The organism is Micromonospora sp. NPDC000089, assembly GCF_042899365.1.
Taxonomy (GTDB): Bacteria; Actinomycetota; Actinomycetes; order Mycobacteriales; family Micromonosporaceae; genus Micromonospora.
Map to the genome: position 1 here is coordinate 1 of NZ_JBIAZT010000014.1, position 22,905 is coordinate 22,905.

Genomic DNA, 22,905 nt, shown 5'->3' on the forward strand with positions numbered 1-22,905 from the left:
TAGGTCCACGTGCTCTCACCGTTGCCGCCGTAAGAGATCGACACCGACTGACCATCAACAACACCGTGAACCGGCCGGTTGTCACCGTCAAACCGATCGAACACCGTCCCATCCGAGGTCGTCTGCCGCACCAGATCCCCATCGGCGTTCCGCACCAACGTCGAACCGTCGCTGTAGGTCCACGTGCTCTCACCGTTGCCGCCGTAAGAGATCGACACCGACTGACCATCAACAACACCGTGAACCGGCCGGTTGTCACCGTCAAACCGGTCGAATGTCGTCCCGTCGGAGGTGGTCTGCCGCACCATGTCCCCGTCGGCGCTCCGCACCAGCGTCGAACCGTCACCAAAGGCCCAGGTGCTCTCACCACCGGCGCCGTAAGAGATCGACACCGACTGACCATCAACAACACCGTGAACCGGCCGGTTGTCACCGTCGAACCGGTCGAACACCGTACCGTCGGTGAGCCGCTGGCGCACGACGCGACCCTCGCCGTTGTACTCGACAACGGTGCCGTCGGCGAGTTCCTGTATGGGCACGGCACGCTCCTCCAACTGGTCTTCGGGACAGCGCCCCGAGCGTACGAGCGGGCCGGGAGATCGGGACAAGACATCCGTTCGGGGACGTCCCACGAAATTCTTGCGGAGACCACGGTCGGCAGGCTGATCAGCCGGACGGTCCGGCACGGTCCGGTGCTGGTCAGTACGGAGTGGCCCGGGGCCGTTGGCCTGATGGGTCGATCCTCGCGAGTGGGCGCGGCTGCTTCAGTCGGCAGGCGGAGCAGGAGGCCGTCCGCGAGGCGATGCGGGTGACCGTGCAGGGCGGTTTCTACCTGTGCCGACGCCTCGCGGAGCGGTTGCCGGAGGGTTTGCCGGAGCCGCCGGCACAGGAGCCGGGTGGATTGGCGCCGCGCGAGGCGAGGACGCTGCGGTGGATCGCCCCGGCCTACATGCACTCGCAGATCGCGAGCCGGATGGGGCTGTCGCAGGCGACCGTCAACACCTACGCCGAGCGGATCCGCGCCAAGCTGAACGCCGGCAACGGGGAGGAGTTGACCCGCCGAGCCATCGAGCTGGGCCATCTCCTGCCCCGCCGACCGCTGAACGGGCCCGGGGGACGCCGCCAGCGGCCTCCCCCGGGCACCCGCTCAGAACAGCGTCCGGCCCATCATCATGAGGTGTCCGAAGGCGCCGAAGACACCGATCGTCAGCGGCGCGATCGCCATCGCGGCACCGGCCCCGACGACCTCGGAGCGGCTACGGCGGATCGGCGGTTTCGGCCCCGAGCCGGTGTGCTTCCGGCGCGGCGGGATCAGCACGCTCATGCCGACACCGACCAGCACCACCGCGAGCGCGATGCCCACGAGCAGCGACGAGGCGCCGGCACCGCCCATCGACTTCGTCCCTGCGGCCAGCAGGCCGACGACACCGGCGGCGGTCGCGACGGACAGCATCCACAGCTCGGCGGTGAAGGCGGCGCCCCTGCTGCGCGTGAAGAGGGCCAGGCAGCAGATGCCCGCCAGCACGACGGCGAACGTACGCCCGGAGAGCGCCAGCACCGGCAGGGCGATGCAGAGCGCCACGACCGGCCCGCCCATGACGACCGCGGTGACCTGGGCGGAGCGGTCGACGAGCCCGGTGGTGGCCTCGGCGAACGCCTGCCGGCCGCGGGGAAGCTTCTGACCCCACGCGGTGACGGTGGCGGCGAGCCTGCGCGACATGGCCAGCATGCCGATCGCGACGGCGGCGACGACGGCGCTGGCCTCGACGGCGTCCGCCTCCAGGCCGGCGGTGAGCGCCACCACGCCGGCGCCGGCGGCGAGGGACAGCTCGACGGCGATGAGGAGCGCGTCGCCGAACATGGCGATGGCCATCAGCATCGCGGTGTTGGCGCCGACGGCGGCGCCGGACCACGCGGAGAAGCGGAGGCCCTCGGCGACGAGGGCGCCGGCGGCGGCCATCGCCGGCACAGCGGTCAGCGCCATCAGCTGGATGAGCACCGGTGGGGTGGTCGACTCCTTCTGGCGTACTCCCCACGCCGCCCCGAGCAACGCGAGGCCGCCGACGGTGAGGCCGATCGCCGCCCCGGTGTCGGCGTGGTGGCGGAAGCCGACCAGCACCGCCGCCGCCAGCAGGAGCAGCAGGCCGACGCCGGTGACGACCGGGCCGGGGTGCACCGAGCGCAGCCGCAGCTCCTCGGTCTCCTCGGCGACGATCTCGTCGATCTCCTTGACGATGGGCGCGTCGACCGGGCCGTCGGCCAGATCGTAGAGGTAGAGGACGTCGCCGTCGACGACGCCGGCCTGGAGCAGGCTGGTGTCGAGGGCGAACGGGCCGGTGTCCGGCCGGGACAGCGTCCATACGGGCGGGAGCTGGTCGTTGCCGTCCTGGCCGCACACCATGGCCAGCCGTTGGGTGAACTCGCCGAGCGGGCTCAGCGACGGGAGGGCGACGTCGGTGCTGCGGTAGGTGCCCACCACAGTGACGCGGGTCTGTTCGTTGGCCATGACGGGTCTACCCCTGAGTGGTCTCGGTGAGGGCGATCTGGATGAGGCGGTTGGGCTGGCCACGGCGGACGAGCACACCCCGACCCGGGGGCCGCTGCGCCGCGCGTTCGTCGCCGAGCACGACCCCTTCCTTGGGGTCGCCCGAGAGGATGAGGCCGCCACAGCCCATGTCCCGGATGCGGCTGGTGAGCGTGTCGGACATGCCGGTGCGCACCATGCCGGCGACCCGACGGGCGAGGACCATGTGCAGGCCGACCTCGCGGGCCTGCGGGACGAACGGCAGCAGCGGCGCGAGGACGCTCTGCGGGCCGACGACCAGGTCGTAGTCGTCGACGACCAGGTAGATCTCGGTGCCCTCCCACCAGTCGCGTGCCTTCAATTGGGCGGGGGTGATGCCGGGCGGAGGTAGCCGCTCCTTGAGTTTCTCCACGACCTGCTGCACGTACGCCTGGGCCGTGCCCGCGTCGCCGGCGTACGCCCCGAGATGTTCCTCCGGCACGGCGCCCATGAGCGCGTGCCGGTAGTCGACGAGCACGACGCGCACGTCGTACGGCGAGGTCCGCTCGACGAGCCCGGTGAGCCAGGTGCGCAGCAGGGAGCTCTTGCCCGAACTGGCGTCGCCGTAGACGAGGAAGTGCGGGTCGCTGCCGGTGAGGTCGAGCCCGACCGTGGAGAGGTCGTGCTCGGCGAGGCCGATCGGCACCGCCTGGTCGGGCAGCTGCGGCAGTTCGCTCACCAGCACCCGCTGCGGCAGCAGACGCACCGGCGGAGCGGCCGGCCCGGTCCAGTGCTCGGCCACCTTGGCGAGCACCTCTTCCTGGGCCTCGCGCAGGCCGTCGGCGGAGTCGTTGCCGTCGAGTCGCGGCAGGACGAGTTGGAAGAAGACGCCGGGCGCGCTGACGCCCCGGCCGGCCGTGTTGGACGGGATCCGCGCGGCGAGCCGGCGGTTGACGTCGGACTCGGTGGGATCGTTGAGCCGCAGCTCGATGCGGGTGCCGATGCTGTCCCGCAGGGCTGGCCGGATGTCGTTCCACCGCCCGGAGGTCAGGACGAGGTGTACACCGGCGCCGAGCCCGCGGGAGGCGATCTCGGTGACGTATGCCTCCGCGTTCTCGAACTCGGCCCGCAGCGCCCCCCAGTTGTCGATCATCAGGAAGACGTCGGCGGCCCGTACCCCGGTGGGGAGCAGCCCCGCCTGGCGGCGCTCGCGCAGCTCGGCGATGGACTCGACGCCCAGTTCGCGCATCTGCCGCTCGCGCCGCACGATCAGCGTGCGGATCTCGGCGAACATGCGATTGACCAGTTCGGGGTCGTTACGCCCGGCCACGCCGCCGACGTGCGGCGCGGAAGCGTACGGGTGCAGCGTGCCGCCGCCGAAGTCGATGCAGTAGAACTGCATCTCGTCGGGGGTGTGGGTGAGCATCCCGGACATCATCACGGTGCGGAGGAAGGTGCTGCGGCCGGTGCGCGGGGCGCCGACCGCGGCAAGGTGTCCGTGCAGACCGGCGAAGTCCATCACCAGGGTCTCCTGGTCCTGCTTGAGCGGCAGGTCGATGAGACCGATCGGGAGGGCGAGTCGACCGGAGAGCGGCCACAGCCGGGCGGCGTAACCGCGGCCGGTCTTGGGCGCCGGTCGGCCGACGAGGTGGTCGAGGGCCAGTGCGGCGGGCAGCGGTGGCAGCCACACCTGGTGCGCGGGACTGGCGATCGAGCGCAGTCGATCGGCGACGATCTGCAGTTCGGTGGGGCCGGGGCGGGCGGCCAGCTCGGCGAGCTCGTCGCTCTCGCGATCGACGACGACGGCGTCGGAGCGCAGGTCGAACGCCGCGATGGTGGTGTCGCCCGCGCCCATTCCGGCCAGGCGCTCCTCGGGGCTGACGTAGGGGGCGGAGACGTGGGCCACCCGGAACCGCTGGTAGATCGACTCGTCCACCTTGAGGTAGGCGGAGCCGGGAATGGACGGCAGCTTGTAGGCGTCCGTCGTGCCGATCACCGTCCGGCTCTCGGCCGCGGAGAACGTGCGCAGGCAGATCCGGTACGACAGGTGCGAGTCGAGACCCCGTAGCCTGCCCTCCTCGAGCCGCTGGGTGGCCATGAGCAGATGCATGCCCAGGGACCGGCCCACCCGGCCGATCTGGACGAACAGCTCGGCGAACTCGGGGCGCCCGGAGAGCAGTTCGCTGAACTCGTCGACGACGATGAGCAGCGTGGGCAGCGGTTCGAGGGGTTCACCGTCGGCGCCGACGGCGCCGGCCGCGCGGCGGATCTGATACTCGCGTACCGTGTCGATGTTTCCCGCGTCCCGCAGGATGCGCTGGCGGCGCTGCTGCTCTCCCATGAGCGCGGCCAGGACGCGGTCGATCATCGCCGCGTCGTCGACGAGGTTGGTGATCAGTCCCGAGACGTGCGGGAGGTCTCGGAGCGGCGCGAACGCGGCACCGCCCTTGAAGTCGATCAGGACAAACGAGAGCAGCTCCGGCGAGTGCGTCAGCGCCAGGCCGGTGACGAGCGTCCGTAGCAGCTCCGACTTGCCGGAGCCGGTCGCACCCACGATGAGCCCGTGCGGTCCGGAGCCGCCCTGGCCGGACTCCTTGATGTCCAGCATGACGGTCTGGCCGTCGCCGTCGGTGCCGATCGGGGCGCGCAGCATACGCGGGTCCCCCGCTCTGACCCAGCGGCTGGTCACGTCGGCGCGGCCGGGGTCGCTGCCCAGGACCATCTCACTGAGGGAGCGGGTACGCGTCAGCACCTGCTCCCGCTCGTCGGTGAGCCGGAGCGGGGCGAGGTTGCGGGCGATGAGTTCGGCGAGCTGCGGCGTCACCTCGTCGGGGCGGCACCGGTGTGCGGGGGTGACCACCGCCGCGAGGTTGCCCTCGCTGACGACGTGCCCCTCCTGGTCGAAGCGGATGCGCAGGTCGACGCGGCTCGGCTCGTCCTGCTCGCGCTGGCTGAGGAAGACCAGCGTGATGCCGAGCTGGTGACCGGCGGCCTGCAGCAGCGCCTTCATCAGCTCGGAGCGGCCCCAGTCGGAGAAAGGCGCGAACCCGGTGAAGAGCACGACCAGGCGGCGCAGCTTGGCGTCGTCGGAGCGCTCGCCGCTGAGCATGTTGCGCCGGCTGATCAGCTGCTCGTTGCGTTTGGCCAGCTCACCGGCGAGGAACGCGCCGAGCACCTCGGGATCCTCGGCGACCAGCGACATGGTGCCGCTCTCGCCTCGCGCGTCGGGCTCGAACGTGTGCGGGAGCCACTTGGTCCACTCCCACTGCTCGGCCCCGGAGGTCTCCACCGCGATGGTGACGTCGTCCGGGGCGTGCAGCACGCCGATCTGGGCGAGCATGGCCCGGGCGAGGGTGTCCGTCTGTGCGGGGCTGCCCACGACGCTGAGGACGCCGGCGCGACCCACGTCGATGATCATTGGCTGCGCCTCGACGTGGCCCATCCGGTCGATGAGCCGGTGTGCGGCCTGCAGCGAGTCCCAGTCGTAGTCGCCCAGCGGGTCCATGTTGGGGTCCAGCCCCAGCGGGGTGGCGAGCCGGACCGCACCGTGACCGATGCGTACGCGCAGAAAATCCTCGTCGCTCTGCCGCCGCTCCCACACCCGGTGCCGGTTGGTGCTGATCGACCACAGCCGGTGCGGGTCGGGGTCGGCGAGCATCGTGACCGTGCGCTGCGCGGTCGCGACCTCGCGCGCCTCGTCGCGGGCGAACGCGAGGTGGCGGCGGTAGCGGGTGCGTGCCTTCCGGGCCTGCCTGCCACTGGTGCTGCGCTGTGACATCCGCATGCCGACGACGGCACCGGTGGAGGTCAGGAAGAACAACACACCGATGATGATCAGAGCGGGCTTGCCGAACGTCACCATGTAGGCGGCCATGCCGACGCTGGACAGCAGCGGAAGCAGCAGGGTCCAGGCGTTGTTCGCCGGGTTCTCCTTGGGCGGCTCCGGCGGGTTCGGCAGCGTGACCTGCTGCGAGGGGAGCTGGGGCAACAGCATCCGGGCGGGGCGGTGGAACGCCAGGCGGCTCATCGGGCTCCTCAGCCTCGAACGTCGAAGGCGATGTCGGTCAGGTCGGCGGCTTCCAGGGTGCTCAGCTGCTCGTCGCTCGGATCGTCCAGCTCGGCGACCCGCCCGGCGTGGTTCTCCGTCATCTCCTGGAACACCTTGCGGGCGAAACGGCCGTTGCCGAAGCCCTCGCCGCGGTTGACGGTGACGAAGTAGCGGGCCAGGCTCTCGCGGGCCGCGTCGGACAGCCGGTAGTCGTGGTCGCTCGCCTGCTTGTCGACGATTCGCACCAACTCGGTCTCGTCGTAGTCGTCGAAGGTGAGGGTGCGGGAGAAGCGCGACGACAGACCGGGATTGGCGCCGATGAAGCGGTTCATCTGGTCGGGATAGCCGGCGACGATCACCACGACCTCCTCCCGGTGGTCCTCCATCAACTTCACGAGCGTCGCGATGGCCTCGTTGCCGAAGTCGTTGCCCTGCCCCTCGGGCACGAGGGCGTAAGCCTCGTCGATGAACAGCACGCCGCCGAGCGCGCGCTGGAAGGCGGCCTGCGTCTTCGGTGCGGTGTGTCCGACGTACTCGCCGACCAGCATGCCGCGGTCGACCTCGACGAGGTGGCCGCTGGAGAGCATGCCGAGGGCCACCAGCAGTTGGCCGTAGAGGCGGGCGACTGTCGTCTTGCCCGTGCCGGGGTTACCGGCGAAGACCAGGTGGCGTGACATGGGCGGTGGTGCCAGCCCGGCTTCGCGGCGGCGCTTCACGAGGTGCATCAGCTTGACCATCGTGCCCACGTCCCGCTTGACGCCGGTCAGACCGATCAGCTCGTCCAGCTGGTCGAGCAGCGGCTGCAGCGCATCCTCCGGCGTCTCGGTCGGCGGTTCCCCGCCGGTCCCGCCCTTCGTCGCCGCAGTGCGGGCGACCGCCGGCACCGCCTCCGCTGTCGCCGGCCACACCGGGGTCCCCACCCGCTCGCTGTGACAGGCCTCGAAGACCGGCGCGGCGTCGTCCGCCAGGCTGACGTCCTCGTCGGCGTCCCGAACGGCGCAGCGGCGCAGCACGGGGTCGGCCGCCGCGCCGACGTGGATCGCCGGGTAGCCGGTACGCGAGATGGTGACGTCCTCGGCCTCACCGTGCGCGCTCGCGGCGAAGTAGAGGCCGTTCTTCCGGACGTCGGTGATCGACACCCGGCGCAGCACGGGACGGGCGCCCGTCCACACCGCGAGCCCGCTGCCCCCGATCGTGTCGATCTCGCAGTCGTCGAGCACCGGCTCGGCGTCGGCGTCCAGGAAGACGCCTGCCGCCCCACAGCGGGCCACCGTCGACCTGAGCAGGGTCGGCGCCGAGCCGGCCGAGATCTCCACGCCGGTGTGGGCGATGTCGCGGACGGTGCAGTCGGCGAGCAGAGCCCGGTGCGGGGTGTCCACGCGCAGGCCGGTGCCGCAGTTGGTGATCGTCACCGCGCGCAGGACGGCGTCGGCCGCGTCGTCGACCTGCACGCCGACGAGTTCGGCGTGGTCGATGCCCGTGTCGCTCGCGTAGAGCATCGCGCGACCGGAGGCGCGGATGCCGAGCTCGGCGGTCCCGGCCACGGCGACGCCCAGCAGGGTCACCGCCGCCGTGCCGGTGAGATGCACCGCGGTGAAGCCGCAGTCGCGCACCTGCGCGTCGCGCAGCTGCAGGTGGCTGTCGCCGACCGCGAAGACACCGTTGGCCTTCGAACCGGTCAGCGACCCCCCACGCCAGCGCACCTGAGCGCGGTCGCGCAGCGCCACGCCGGTCTGGGCGCTGTTGGTGACGCGCGCCGAGCGGACCACCAGCCGGCTGTCCTGCACGGCCAGCACGCCCGCGCTGCCCGCCTGGTCGAGGGCGCTGTCGTCGAGCAGCGTCGCCGACTCACCGCCGGTCATGATGCCCGCGGCCCCGGTGCGGCTGATCTCGCACCGGCGCACCACGACGCCCCCGGTCGGGCCCGGTTCGGCGGGCACCAGGTCATCGGGGCGGCCGGGGCGCAGCGCGGGCCACCAGTCGGCGCCGAGGCCGCCGCTGCCGAGGACGCGTACGCCGTCGCCGCCGACGTCGTGGATGTGGCTGTCGAGCAGGCGCAGCGCGGCGCTCTCGCGTACCTCCACACCCGCGTCCCCGGTCGCGCCGATGTCGCAGCGTTCGAGCACGGCCGTGGCGGTGTCGCCGACGCGTACGCCGACTCCCCGCACGTCGTGCAGCACGGCGCCGGAGAGCGCCAGGTGCGACGAGCCACCCGCCGCCACCGCGACCCCGGAGATCTTCGTGACGCGCAGGTCGTCGGCCGTCAGTCGGGCACCGTCGGCCACGCTGAGCGCGCACGGTCCGGTCTCCTCGACGGCGCAGCCGGTGAGCGTGACGTCGGCCCGGCCGCCGACCTGGACGAACCCGGCGCTGACCCGGCTGGACACCAGCTCGAGGTGGCCGGCCGAGACCACGACGGCGGCGGCTCCGGTCCCGCTGCCGCGCACCGTGATGCCGCGCAGCGTGACCGAACCGCCGCGGACCTGCACGGCGGGGCCCTCCGGCGCGACCAGTTCGACCACGCCGGATTCGTCCTCGGCGACGATCGTCGCCTCGTGGTCCAGGACCAGGCACTCCCGGTAGGTGCCGGGAGAGACCGCGACGACCGTGCCGGGCCGGGCGGCGCGGACCGCCGCGCCTATCGTCTTGTGCCGGCTCCACACCCGGGTGGAGACCCGCTCGACCCGGCCGGTCGGTGGGGTCCGGGCGGCTGCGGGAGCGGCGGCGAACGACTCAGCTGGCACAGTTCACCCGCACCTGACCGAACACGACCCGGGCTCCGCCCGAACCGGCGGCGTTCGAGGCGTCCAGCGTCACGGCGAGCTGGTTCTGGTGCACGGGGTAGCTGCCCGCCTCGAACCACCGGCCGGCATTCGCCTGCTGGTTGACCGTGAAGCTCGCGAACGGGGCGCCGGACGGCCCCGCGGTCACCGCGTACGTGGCCTTGTCGACAAGCTTCGAACCGGTCTTCGGCAGATAGACGCTGACGGCGCAGGAGTTGATGGCCTTGCCCGTGGTGAACCACCAGGTCGCCGACTGGCCGGTGACCGGGCGGCCGTCCTTCCTGCCGGGCTGCGGCAGCGTCACGGAGGTGCCGTGGCAGCCGTCCTGCGACCAGCCGCCCGCACCGATCGTCTGCCACTGCCCGGTACGCCCACGGGCCTCGAACCCACGGTCTCCGGCGGCCTCGCAGTCCCAGCCGGTCACCGCCTCGAAGGTGCCCGTCGGCCGGACGCTCGGCGCCACCGCGGTGCCCTTCGCCGCGGCCTTCTGCGCCGACGTCATCGGCCGGACGAGGTTCCAGAACACGCCCACGACGACCGCGCCGACCGCCACCAACGCGGTCACGGTGATCAGGGTGGGCAGGCGTACGGTCGTCCGTTCACTCGCCGGGCGTTGAGCGGCGTGCTCGACGAACGCGCGGACGAACTCGCGCCGCTGGCTCACCTCGGCCGACGCCCGGTGCTCGGGGGCCGGTGGGGCCGCCACCGTGGGCCGGCGCACCGGCTGCTCGGCGACGGCGTCGGTGCTCACCGGTTCGGTCATGCGACCGGCTGCCCGAGCGGCCCGGACGCGGCGCCGAGACCCGACCCGGGTGGCCTCGCATCGCCCAGGGCCTGGAGGTCCCCACGCAGCGCCCGGTAAAGCTGAGCGTCGTCGGTCGTGTGGTGCATGCTCTCGTTCCCCTCGCGCGCCGGCCCGGTGAACCGGACATGGCGCATCATCGCGCGGGCTGCGGGGACGCGGCCAACCCCCGCGAACGGGGGACACGCGTCGGTCAGCAGGCGAAGACCAGGTGGGCGAACGCGGCCAGCACACCCAGGTCTGCGTTCTCGCGTTCGGCCAGCCGCAGCAGGGTCAGCATCAGCGGGCTTTTCGTACCCACCAGCAGGCCCTTCGCCGCTTTCAGGACGTCTGCGGGCGACACCCGCCCGCCGCTAAGCACCGTCTGGGCGTACCTGAGGACCTCGGCGAGGGCCACGTCGGAGCGGGCCGGGCTGGCCAGGACGCCGTGCAGCTGCGGCAGAGCGCCCCGGACGGCGTCACCAGCCGCCTCGAACAGGCCGAGCAGCGACAGGTCGCGTGCCGCCGCGATCGGCTCGGACCGGAACGCCGCGACGGCATCCCCGTGGCCAGCGAATTCGAGGGTTGCCACGGCGTCCCGGGCCGGGTCGCGCTCCGCCTCACCTCGCCGCACGCTGGACAGGCCGCCCGCCGTCACGTCCGACTCCGTGGCGCTCGCCGTCCCGGCAGGACCGTCCCGCCACCGCTCGGGCAGCGGACTGAGCCAGTGCACCGCCGATTGCCCCGGCTCGACCGGCAGCCGGCCGATCAGGTCGAGACCGGCCCGCGCGACCGCCGCGGGGACCGCGACCCCAGGCTCGCCGACCACGATCAGGGCGCCCGCGCTCTCGGCACCCGACCTGACCCGTCGGGCGATCTCCGGATCGGGTGACCCGGCCGGCCGCGCCCACAGGCCCCACGGCAGATCCTCCAGGCTCCAGCCCTCGGGCAGCTCGAACTGGCCGGGTGAGTCGCCTCGCCGCAGCCCGTACGGCGTCTCCGGCTCCCGGCCCGGCGGGGTCACGAGCCAGTGGTCCGCCCAGCGTCGCAGGGTCGGCGTGCCGTCCGCGGCGACCAGCGCCGCCCGTCGAGCCTGCCGCTCGTCACCGGGCCGCTCGGGGTACGCCACGGTGACGCCGTAGCGGTCACCGAGCGTGCTCAGATCCGACGCCGACGCCAATGGGGCGTGCACGACAATGGCGGCGCGCTGCGCTGGATCGGGCACCCGGTCGGTGACCTCGGTGAGGAAGCGGGCGAGATCCACGCCGGGCGACACGATGACGCGCTGCTTCCCGGCGATCGGCAGGAAGCTCTGCGCGATCGTCGTCATCACGTCCGTCAATGGGGTGCCCGGCTCATTCAGCAGGAGACCCGAGGCGACCGGCGCGAATCCACTCGGCAGCGCCGCCCCCGCGTCGAGCAGCGCGGCACGCAGGGCAGCGGGGCCGAGCACGTCCAGGTTCGGCGCCTCGATCGTCGTCCGCTGCGAGAGAAGGCGCAGGCCGGTGTCGACCGCCTTCGCCTCCGCCGCCGTCGCGGCACCGCGGAACAGACGGTCGTAACGGGTCAGCCAGCCGTGCGCGAAGGCGATCGACAGGTCCTTGACCACCGTCGGCGGCAGCGCGTCGCGGGTGGCCAGCAGATCCTCGAAGGCTCGCTCGGCGCGACGGAGTTCGGCGCCGACCTGCTCGTGGTGCAGCAGCCGCGCGGGCACCGACCCGGGCAGCCCGGCCACCCGCTCCGCCAGCTCGGCGACGGCTGCCGCGATGGCGATCTGCGTGTCGTTCCCCCGCTGGGCGCGGGCCCGTGCCGCCGCGTCCGCCTCGTGCAGCACCGCCTCGACCTCGCCGGCGATGCGGGCCCGGACGTCGGCGGGTACGTCCCGCCCGTCGCGGTGCAGGCCGGCGCTGACCCCGACCCGAACGGCATTGAGGACCGGCAGCGCCGCCTGTTCGTACGCGGTCGGCGGCGCCGCCAGGCGTCCGGTCACCCGGTCACCGGTCGCGGCGGCCTCGGCGCGGGCGGCGTACTCGCGAAGCCGGGCGTCATCGAAGTGTCGGGCGATGTCGCGGGCGAGCTCGGCGGCAAGGCTGTCCCAGTGCGCGGCCCGGCGCGCCGAGAACGGGTCCAGCTGCTCGCGCACTTCCTTGCGCAGCCGCGCGGTGGCGTCGGTGAAGAACGACTCCCGAGCGAGCGCGTAGGCCGAATCGGGTGGTACCGGCCGGCCGTTGTCCTCGGCCGCCGCCCGGTGGTTCGCCACGAATGCGGCGATCGCCTGGTCGTGCCGGTGCGCCTGCAGGTACACGAACGCTTCCTGGCGGATGGTGGTACGCAGGTGCGCGTACTGGTGCCGCCACTCCGCCTCGGCCCGGAGGAACGTCGGATCGAAGCCGCGTGCGCCCGCATCGATCGCGGGGGCGAACACCTCCCCGAACCATCGCCGACCGATGGTGACGTAGTCCGCCCGGAATCCGTCGAGGATGCCGGGGGCCAGGCCGTCGAGCGTCGCCGTGCCCGTGCGCTCGGTCTCGGCCCTGGCCTCGGCGAGCGCCGCGTCGAAGTCGCGAACCAGGTCGGGTCGGTGCCGCTGCGCCAGCAACGCGGTATCGAGGCGTTCGGCGTACCGCACCCGCAGGGAGTTCGCGTCCCGGTGCCACTGCTTCGCCCGCTCGGCGTCGCTCAGCGCCGCGATCTTGTCGACCGGCCTGCGCAGCGCGTCCAGCTTTTCCTGGAAGGCCTGCCGCTGTAGCTCCTCCAGGCCGGGGAAACGCATGTTGTACAGGGCGCGCTCCTCGGCGGCGAACTGCTGGCCGAGGACCCGCAGGGACACCTCCGAGTGGGTCTGGTCCGGCGCGGCTGCCAGACCCGGCTTGACCAACGAATAGAAGCTCCACGCCGCATTTTGCGCCTGCTGCCAGGCCTTGCCCGCCGCGAACAGGTCGGCTCGGACGTTGCCGAACTGCCGCTGCGCGTACGCCTGCCACACCGCTTCGCGGCCACCGTCCTCGGCGAAGCGCGCGTCGTCGCCTTGATAGTGGATGGCGTCGTGGTGGCGCAGCACCTCCGCGGTGAACGTGCGGCGCATACGGTCCAGCACGGACGCAGGCAGCGTCAAGCCGTGGTCAAAGTCGACCACCTGGACCGCCCGGGTGACAACATCGTCGGCCAGCTCGGCCGCCTCGATCTCCTGGCCGAGCCGGACCGGGTCGCCGACCCACCGCTCGCCCAGCAGGTCGCGGATCGCCGGCGGGACCGCCCTCACGTCCCGCACCGTGTCCAGCGTGGCCAGGAACTCCGCATCGACAACTGCCGGCACGTCGGCGACGTCGGACGGTTGGTCCGTGACGGCCCCTGCGATGATTCCCGGTAGGGCGGCGGCCGCCGCGGCGACGATACCCTGCCAGGCCGCCGCCGGCTGGTTGTGCCAGCCGTCGGCGATGCGCTCGGCGTATCTGGCCAGGACGTCGCCCGGATCGAGGGAGACCCCGGGATTCGCCGTGCGGAACTCGGCGACCGCGGCCCGCAGACGGCTGTCCGCGTCGAGCCCCGCAGCGTGCAGGTCCCGTTCCGCCGCGGTGGCCGCGAGGACGCGGTCGTCGAGGTTCTCGAGGGCAAGCTGCTGGGGCGTCGACGCCGTGGCACCGCGCGCGGGCGGACGGCCGGCCGGGGCGGCGGGAGTGACGGTGGGCGGGGCGTCGATCGGGTCGCGGGACAACGGCGCCGCCATGGGCAGCCCGTCGCCCGACCCCTCCGGCCGGACGCTCTCCACCCCACGAGCCGGGGCGGGCGCAGCGCCCGCCGACGGACCGTTCAACGCAGCAAACCGCTCCCTGAGGACCTCGGCCTGCTCCTTCGGGTCGACCAGCGTACGGTCGTTGCCGGCCAGCTCGCGGAGCGTTGGCGCCGCGGGCGGATCGCCGGCCGGGGCGGCGCGAGTGACGGTGGGCGGGGCGTCGATCGGGTCGCGGGACAACGGCGCCGCCATGAGCAGCCCGTCGCCCGGCCCCTCCGGCTGGAGGCTCTCGGGCCGGTTCTGCTTCTCGGGCAAAGGCGTCACGTCTTCCGCCTTGCTTCGCGCGGAGAGGTCGTTCATGACGGTGCCGAAGGTGCGCCTGTTGGCCTTGGCCGCTACGGCCGCCTGCTCGTCAGCGTGCCGTCGTGCGGTGACGGCGGATTGTTTTTCGCTGATCTCAGCCTTTACCTTTTCCATGCCTCCCTTGTCGTCCTTGCGGTACGCCTCCGCGTACCTGCGGCGGGCACTGGCGACGAAGTCGTCGGCGAGGCCTGCGTCGTCCGGAACAATGAGGGCCGCGAACTTATCGGAGAACTTCACCGTCTCCAGCTCGTCACGGAAGGCGGACCGGGCAATGTCGCGCAGCTCTTCATCGTCGCCGGCCATGTCCTTCGTACGTGCCTCGTTCGGCTCCAGGCCGTGGCGCTCGGACATTTCCTCGACGAGCGTCTTGCGCGCACCGACGAGAGTCGCGTTGGGCAGGGTACCGCGCCAGCGGTCCTCGATGTCCCTTAGCAGCTGCGCGGTGGCAGCGTCGTCGAGGCCCGCGTCCTTGGCCAGCTTCCTGCCAAAGGCCCGCAACGAGCTATTGCTCGGTACCTCGGGATGCCTCACGGGCGCCTCTGGCGTGGGCAGCCCCTCCACCGCCTTATCGAGCTTATCGAGGTCCTGTTCTATCGCCTTGCGTTCCAGGTCACTCAACTCGTCGGCGCGGCGCATGCGCTCCGACTTATCGAGCTTATCGAGGTCCCGTTGCATCGCCTGGCGTTCCAGGTCCGTGAACTCGTCGGCGCGGCCCATGCGCTCCGAGACGGTCGGCTCCGCCTTCGGACCCGGCGACCGCTTGAGCGGGCGACCCGCGTGCAGCTCGGGCAGCACCTCTTCGCGGAACGCCTTGCGGCCGTCGGCCTGAGCCAGCTCCTCCGGGGTCTGGGCGGGGGCCTGTTCCGGCTGACCGGGCTTGGCCCTCACCGTCACGGCGTCCAGCTTCCGCATCGCTTCGAGCCGTTTGGCCAACTCGTATTCGTCGTTCTTTAGCCTCCACTCGGCGCGCTCCGCCGCCTTGGCACGCGCAACGCCCAATGGCTGCAGGATCTCCGTGATCCGGGCGTCGTCCCACTGCCGGTAGGCGAGCTTCAGCCGCTCTTGTACCGCGTCGTCGAAGGTCAGTCCGAGGGCCTCGAAGTCGTCCTTATGATTGCTAATTCGCGAGCCGATGATGTCGTTCACCTCGCCCAACTGTTCCAGCTCGTCGCGGTAGGCCCGCATAGCGTCGCGGCCGCTGCGCCCACCGCCAAGGGCAGGGGCGACGAGGGCCGCCGCGCGGTCCGGGTCCATGCCGGCCTGTTTGGCGGTGTTCTCCAGCAGCGTCCGCTTCGCCTCGTGCAGCGAGAGCGTCCCGTGGTACGACTCTCGGACCTCGGCGCGTATCTGAAGCATCTCCTCGAAACGGAGCCCGCCCTGGACGCTGAGGTCGGATCCCCAGCGCAGCATCTTGTCGAGCGGTTCCTCGTTCCGCGGCGGCGCCGCGGGTGAGTGCGAGGATAGTTGGTCCTCCGGGACAAGTCGGAGACCCGCAAGTTCCTTCTTAAAGGCCGCGACCTCACTCTGGTAGAGCTCCCATTCCTTCTCGGAGGCCACGATATCGTCGTGCCGCTGCCGCGCCGGCGGCTCGACCCGGGTCCGCTTCGCCGCGCTCCCGTCGTTCTCGACGTAGCCACGCCGCTTGATATCGGCGAGCGGCCCGTCCCGGAAGATCTCCTCGAACTCCGCCTTCGCGGCCCGCTCGAACTTCGCCTTCGCGGCCCGCTCAGCGGCTTCGGATGCCGCGACCACCTCCGGGTCTGGGATCCCCTCCCGGACGCGCTCGGGCCGACGCGCCAGCGCCTCATCTGTGGCCGCCCCGCGGGCGGCCTCACGATCGGCTACGGCACGGTCGAGCTCGCCCTCGATCCTCTCCGCAGTCGCGTCGTCATCGGTGCGCTTTGCCTGAATCAGCCTCTCGCGGATGCTCTTCGTAGACCGGACGCCAGCGGCCTCGGCGGCCTCGATGCGGCCGTCCACCTGCAATTCGATCAAGCGATTACGGAGCGCGCGGTTCTCGATCTCGACACCGAACTCCCAGCGGGCGGCCCACGATCTCGCGTCGTTCGATGAGGCGGCTCGCCCCGCCAGGCGGCCGGCCAAGTCCTTGTCCATTCCCGCGCGCACACCGATATCCGTCATCACATCCCGCGTGACGGCCGCCTTCCCGCCCAGCCGCGCAACGTCACGGGTGTACAGGTCCAGCAGCTCGTCGATCTCCCGCTGGGGCAGCCCGGCTGCGGCGCCGAATCTATTGATCAGCTTCTCGGCCTGAATGACGGCCGCCGGCCTAGGAGGCTCAACCGGCGCCTGGGGCAACTCCAGCTCCAGCTCGCTCGGTGGCGGTGCTGACGGCTCCTTCAACGCTTCGAACCGCCGCTCAAGCGTCTCGACCGACACATCCTTCGCCGCCGACGCCTCGACACGCGCGGCGTAGTCCCGCAGTTTGTCGTCCGTGAAGTAGCCGGGGATCCTGCGCTCGATCTTCTCCGCAAACCTCTCCAAGTGCTCTATGAACTCCGGCGAGGACGTGGTCGACCAGCTTTTCACTACCGAGCGCGCCTCGGCGGCGACGTCGGTCCGGAACATCTTGCGGGCGAGCTTATATACCGAGTCCGGTAGGTTTTCCCTGCCGTTCTCCCGCATTGCCGCCCGATGACTCTCCCCCGCGGCGATCAGCGCATCGTCGTGCTTGTGCGTCTGGGTATTGACGACAAGATCCTGCCTGCGCTGCCCGTCGCGCACCTCCTTAGCGAGGAACGAATCAAGCTCGGCCAGGTTCGCGTCGAGCGCCGTCTGCCACGCCTGCCGGTCGAACGACCGCTGGCCCCCATCGGACATGTGTGCCTGCCCGGTCAGGCCGTCGAAGTCTCCGAGCACCCTCGTTCGGAAGGCGTCGCCGGCGGTGGCGCCGAGCAGGCTGTCGAATTTTCCGCGTTCGAGCGCGTTCCGTACTGCCATGTCAACTTGCCGGACCACCTGGGCGCGTTCGGCGGCGAAATGCGCGTCGGCACCCAACGGCACCGGCCGGATCTCGACCCTCCGCGGCAGGTCGGCCCGGACCGCCGCGCCGACCTGCTGCCCCAGTTCCCGTTCGACAGGCGACCTGACCACCGCCGAATGGAGGCCGGCGGCGATGTGGTGCGCCACGTGCAGCTGGTCCGCCACATTCATCGACGATGGCAGGCCGGTCGGGCGAGACAGATCCAAACGTTCCGTCAGTTGCCTCTGCAGGTCTTGTTTCAACACCCTGTTGAGGGTCTGCAGGGCGTCAACGTCATCTATCGTCCGGCCCAGGAGCTGCTGGCTGGTGATCCGGTCGATTCTCGTCTCGAACTTCTGGCCCAGCATGTGAACGGTCGCCCAGGATTCGAGCGAGTCGACCATGCCGGCGTACCGAGCCGACCACTCGGGGTTGTCCAACAGGTCGATCTTCTTGCCCGGCACATAGTCACGACGGACAAACTCCGCCTCGACCGCGTGTTTGAAGGCCGTACCCGCGGCCTGCGCGGACTCCCGCCAGCCGGGTACGTCCGATGCCAGTCTTCCGAGGAACGCGTCGATATCGCGGTCGGCCTGCATCCGCAGTTGTTCGACGTGATGGCTGCGTAGGGTAGCCGACCAGACCTCGGAATCCAGGGTGTCGATATTCCTCGCGTGCTCATCGGCCCAGGCGCGCCGATCGAAGTCCCACTCCAGTCGATGCAGGGTGTCGAACTTCTGCATGAGATCAGACCGCAGGCCGGCGGCCGCCACGGCGGCTTTTTCGCCGAAGGGGGTGTACTTCACTGATTGCAGCACCCGCTGCGTCTCGGTCTGCAGGTCCGCCTCGACCGCTGCGCGTTCCTCGGCGAAACCGGCACCCGGGCGCACCGGCGCCGGTTCCATCTCGACAACGGCCCGCCTCATGTCCTGCCACGTCTGCGTGACCAGGTTCCGGTTCGACTCACCGAGCTTCATCGCGGCCAGCTTGGCCGGGATCACCTGGTCGAGGTGCTTACCGACGTCGGCCATGAGCAGGACCTGGTCGTCCAGATCAATCGACGGTGGCAGCGTCTTGTTGTTGGCTGGCCCGACACCGCGATGGCCCGCCCCAGGATCATTCGCCAAGCGGTCGGGCACGAGCCGACTGTGCAGCGCATGGGTCACCTCTCGCTTCACCATGTCACCGACCTGCCGGAGCTCCGCGACCTCCATTCCGGCCACGCGCGATTCCGCAAGCCGGGCGACGGCGTTGTCGACGACGGAGGGGGCGCGGGTCGCGAGCATCTGGACCGTGATTCGGGATTCGAGCGACCTCTTCAGGGCCGAGTATTCCTGCCGCCATTGGTTCGCGAGAGTCTCGCCGAAGATCTTCCCGGACGCCACGTCATCGACAAGTTGACCCTCGAACGAATCCTTGATCCTGCTCCGGGCCGCCTCCGCAATGGGGCGCGAGGTGTCGTCCAGTTCGAGTTTGCCCAACGCCGCGCTGATAGCACCATCAAGCTGCTCGGTGAGCGCATGACGGAAGTCTGTTGCCTGCCACTTCTTCCAGGCTGTGTTGAAGATGTTCTCGTCGAACCGCTCCCACTCCAACCAAGTGCGGCCATCGGACATCGGACTGAACAGGTGCGGGTCGTGGATCGCCAGGTACTCGACGCGAAAATCGGCGGCGATGTCATCGACCTGCGTCCGCTCCAAGCTCGTCCCCGCCCGGCGCGCGTCGGCCCCTTCGAGCCTGTTGAATTCGTGCCCCGCCCTGCCCAGGTGCTTGTCGAGATCGAGCTCCCACTCGGCCCTTGCGTCTCGCTGAGACCGGAATTCCTCCACCACCCTGACCCACGCGGCTTCTTTGTGGGCCGGAGTCCGGCCGGCGAAGCGATTGCTGTCAAAGATAACCCCGTGCGCTCGTTCGAGGTCCGCGAGGATTTTGTCGTTGCCGCGCGCCACGCTACCGCCGCTAAGGCTGCTTGCGAGGTCTTCTTCATCGGACAGGGGGCCGTGGCGGTCAAGGCGCAGGCCGTTGTACGCATCTTGCACCCGTGCCGACCGACCTATCTGGGTCAGCTCTCTGGTGAGCGCATCGTCCAGCTTGTCGAGTGTGGTCACCTTCGACGATTTCGGACCCGTAGCCGGTTTTAATATCTTGTCTATCGACAGATCCAGCCAGCCCGATTTCTGCGCGAGGTCATCGAATTTCCTGATCAGGTCGTCCAGGAGAACATCGTCAAACTGCTCCCCCACCCGCGCGCCGCCCCATCGTTCGCGGAACCGTTCGATCACACGGTACGCCACCGCGAGCCGAGCCGGCTCGTTCGCCCAGCCGATGCCGGAGCCTTTGTCCAGGCGAGACAGGGCGTGGTGGGCGGTACTGATATCGCTTTCGGACCGCGTCATACTTACCATGACCTGATCAAGGTGCCTTGGCAGGTTAGCGACCAGCTCATTGGCGCGGAGGTGCATGGCAAGCTTCGCGGAACCGCCGGCATGCGTCTTGGCGAAGCGGTCGTCGATCGTTTTCCTCAGCGTGCCTTCGAGGTTCTCCAGTAGTGATGTGCGCAGCGCCTCATTGTCCCCGCGGTGGACATCCCGCTCGACCTTCGCCGGGCCGAAGAGTTCTTTCCGATCTGGTCTCGTGAGCAGGGGGTGCGCGTCGATCTTCTTTGTCGCCTTCACCTTCACGCTGTCCAGGAGGACATCCACGTGAGCATGCGCATCAAGGCGCCAGGCCAACCGGGACTTCAGGCGGTCGTACTCTTTCTGGAAGCGGCGGGCATCGGCAGGGTTGTCCCAAACTTTGGCGCCCTGCGACTTGAAGAGCTGTCTCGCGTCAGCGATGAACGCATCCCGGGTGTCCATATAGCGCTCGTAGCCCGGAATCCAGAGTTTCTCCACAGCCAGGGCATCGAAGTCGGCAGCGGCGCGCCGCTCGAACTCGAGTCTACCGGCGTACCATCCCCGCAGTCTCCGGATCTTGGCATCGACGTCTTTCACGTGGCCGCGTCGGAGACGCGCCCCTGTATCCGCGGCGGCCAGCATCTCGTCTTCGGGCCGCCGCACCGGCGGCTCGACCGGGGTCGGCCCGGTGGGCGTTCTGGCCTCGGGCCGGGCGAACGCCGCCTGCGAGGCCCGCCCGGCGTCGGCGTCGGAGGCCGCGACCGCTTCATGGTCTCCGCTCCTCTGCCGCCCGGGTCCGCCGGCCGACTCCACCGGACGGCCCGACCCGACAGAATCCCCCGCCCCATGCACCCCGGCAGACGCAGCACCCGGCGACCGTTCCAACCCCTCGGTCTGCTGCACAACCCTGACCTGCTTACCGCCGACCGGCGCCTTCGCCGCCGACCCCGCGGGCGACGCACCATCGGCCCGCCCCACGGGCCCGGCAAGGGGATCCACCGAGTTGGCCGGGCCCGTGGCGCCGGGCCCCTCCACCCGACGAGCCGCACCGGCACCCGCCGACGGGCCCCCCGACGCCTCAGGCCGCGGCCCACCGTCCAACGGCGCCTTCGCCGCCGACGCCGACACGGGCGGCGACACACCATCGGCCCGTGCCGCCGACACCGACACGGGCGGCGACACACCATCGGCCCGTGCCGCCGACACCGATACGGGCGGCGACACACCATCGGCCCGCCCCACGGGCACGGCAGCCGAATCCGCCGAACGGGCCGACCCCGCTACGCCACGACCCTCCACCCCACGAGCCGCAATGGCACCCGCCGACGCCTCAGACTGCGGCTGAGGCATCTTGGCCTGCCCACCCTCCGCAGGCGGGAGATGGGTGCCGGTGGGCAGATCCGGCTTCCCGCCCATCACGGGCGGCAGGATCCGGCCGTGCGGCACGGCCGCAGATGTCGCCGTGGGCTGCTTCCCGACACCCGACCCCGTCGACCCATCGTAGATGGACGAGGCGGGCGTGGAGGGGGTGCTGGATCCGGACGACGAGATGCCGGAGTCGGACTTCGGGCTGGCCGGCACGTTACCGGCGGGGTGCGGCGACCCCGGCGACGGGGTGCCCACCTCGGGTTTCGCCACGGCGCTCGGCACATGCCCACCGGTCGGCATGGCGGCTGGTTCGGGGGCCAGCACCCCGGTGGGGGCGTGGCCCTGGCCCTGGCCGACCGGACGGCCCGACGGATGTGGGGCAACGGCGACCTCGGGCCCCCCGGCCATCGTCTTCGGCAGCTGGTGACCGACCATGTCACGCTGGCCGTCGACGAAGTCGGCGCCGCCCCGCGGGGACGGCATGGGGCTGGGCGTTGCCGGCTGTTTGGCGCCGAGGACCCCTGTCGGCTGGTTGACGGCGCCGGAGTCGAGATTGGCGACGCCGGAGTCGAGGTTGGCGACGCGAGAGTGGGGAGCGGCGACGCCGGAGTGGGGAGCGGCGACGCGGGAGTGGGGAGCGGCGACGCCGGACCCGGAGTCGAGATTGGCGACGCCGGAGTCGAGATTGGCGACCGGGTGATCGAGTGGCCGGCGGGCCATGGCGCCGCCGGTAAAGGCGCCCTCACGCCCCAAGGTGCCGCTAACACCGGGGTCGCCCCGGCCCACGATGGGGCCAGCGTCGAGCTTGGCCCGTCCATCACTGGCCGACACAGGTGGCCGGTTGGTCACGTCGCCGCCGGTCGGGGCGGCCCCAACCGCGAAAGGGCCGTCCCCACTCGGTCGCAACGGCGCGACGTGTGGGCCGCCCACGGTGGACTGCGGCGCCGGCGTCACAGGGCTGGTGACGTCCCTGCCGATGGGCGGGGCGTGCTGCGGAGTGAGTTGCTCGACGGAACGGCCAGCGTTGCCCATCGACCCTTCGCCGGAATGGACCCGCTGGTCCACCAGTCCTCTGGTGGGGCCGCCTTGACTCAAACCCGGGATGGGCGGTGGGGACAGGTCGGTGGCGCTGACCGCTGCGTCCCGGAAGGGTGTGGGGGTGACGTCGACAGTGTTGTTCCGGCGGATCATGTCTCCGTCCACGCGCGCGTCACCGTCCACGCGCGCGTCTTCGGTGAGGCCTCGGGTGATGCCGCCGCCCTTGGGGGTCGGCAGGGGCGTAGGGTTTCCGCGGGGCCCGGCCTTTGCTTTCGTCCTTGGGTACGGGACGAGCTCTTTGGGACGGTACATGGAGAAGAGGCCGCTGAAGCCAGCGGCGAGCATAACGTCGAGCACGATCGGCACTGCCGGAAGTTCGATTTTCAGACCCATCGCCTTTTGGACACCCGCCCAGGTCCCGAGGTCCACCACGGCCTGCCACGTGCCATAGAAGACGAAGTTGACCACAAAGTCGGCGAGCGCCGTGGCGATCCTGATCGAGAGCGTGGTCATGGCCATGATCATGCCCGCGAGCAGGTCGGCGAGGATGGCCAGCGCCTTGAAGAGCACCGCGCCCAGGCCCATGGTGAACAGATCGACGATGGACAGCACGATCTCGACGATCCAGGCAGCCTTCTCCTTGTCGATCTGCTTCTGGACCTCGTCGGCGTAGTTCTCGAGGACCTTCGCGAACTCGTACGCGCCGTCGCGCACCTGTCGCAGCTTAACTACGAGCAATGACGTCGCGAGCGTTGCGAAGGTGGTGGCCGTTCCACGCCAGGTCGTTGAATCGTACGCGTTGGTGACGTCGTCGCCCAGGACCGTCAGCCGGTCGGCCTGTTCCCGCCATTCCTCGGCGAGCTCGCGTAGCAACGCGGGATCGGCATGGCCGTTATATGAAGCCACGGC

6 protein-coding genes and 1 pseudogene are annotated in these 22,905 nt (G+C 70.7%); 1 reads left to right on the forward strand and 6 read right to left on the reverse strand.

Annotated features, from left to right (window positions below):
- Window positions 1-539, reverse strand: a 539-nt coding sequence (locus ACFY3U_RS22375) for a hypothetical protein (protein WP_387204881.1), incomplete at its 3' end; no start/stop codon positions are given.
- 263 nt (window positions 540-802) lie between these two features.
- Between ACFY3U_RS22375 and ACFY3U_RS22380 the strand changes: the two are divergent.
- Window positions 803-1,051: pseudogene (locus tag ACFY3U_RS22380) on the forward strand (helix-turn-helix transcriptional regulator); the annotation flags it as partial.
- 96 nt (window positions 1,052-1,147) lie between these two features.
- Here the strand turns inward: ACFY3U_RS22380 and ACFY3U_RS22385 are convergent.
- The 5 genes from ACFY3U_RS22385 to ACFY3U_RS22405 form a co-directional block, all read right to left on the reverse strand.
- Complete coding sequence (locus ACFY3U_RS22385; RefSeq protein WP_387204884.1) at window positions 1,148-2,506, reverse strand: EsaB/YukD family protein; 1,359 nt, start codon at window positions 2,504-2,506, stop codon at window positions 1,148-1,150.
- Between the two features lie 7 nt (window positions 2,507-2,513).
- A complete protein-coding gene (gene eccCa / locus ACFY3U_RS22390) occupies window positions 2,514-6,530 on the reverse strand; it encodes a type VII secretion protein EccCa (RefSeq protein WP_387204887.1) in 4,017 nt (1,338 codons plus the stop codon).
- An 8-nt stretch (window positions 6,531-6,538) separates the two neighbouring features.
- Window positions 6,539-9,295 (reverse strand): right-handed parallel beta-helix repeat-containing protein, encoded by a 2,757-nt coding sequence (locus tag ACFY3U_RS22395; protein ID WP_387204890.1) that lies wholly within the window; start codon window positions 9,293-9,295, stop codon window positions 6,539-6,541.
- The gene (locus tag ACFY3U_RS22400) at window positions 9,285-10,097 is read right to left on the reverse strand and encodes a hypothetical protein (protein ID WP_387204893.1); all 813 of its coding nucleotides are present in this window, start codon (window positions 10,095-10,097) and stop codon (window positions 9,285-9,287) included. The genes ACFY3U_RS22395 and ACFY3U_RS22400 overlap by 11 nt, the downstream gene beginning before the upstream one ends.
- Window positions 10,098-10,329: 232 nt before the next feature.
- Window positions 10,330-22,902 (reverse strand): hypothetical protein, encoded by a 12,573-nt coding sequence (locus ACFY3U_RS22405; RefSeq protein WP_387204896.1) that lies wholly within the window; start codon window positions 22,900-22,902, stop codon window positions 10,330-10,332.
- Window positions 22,903-22,905 lie beyond the last annotated feature (3 nt).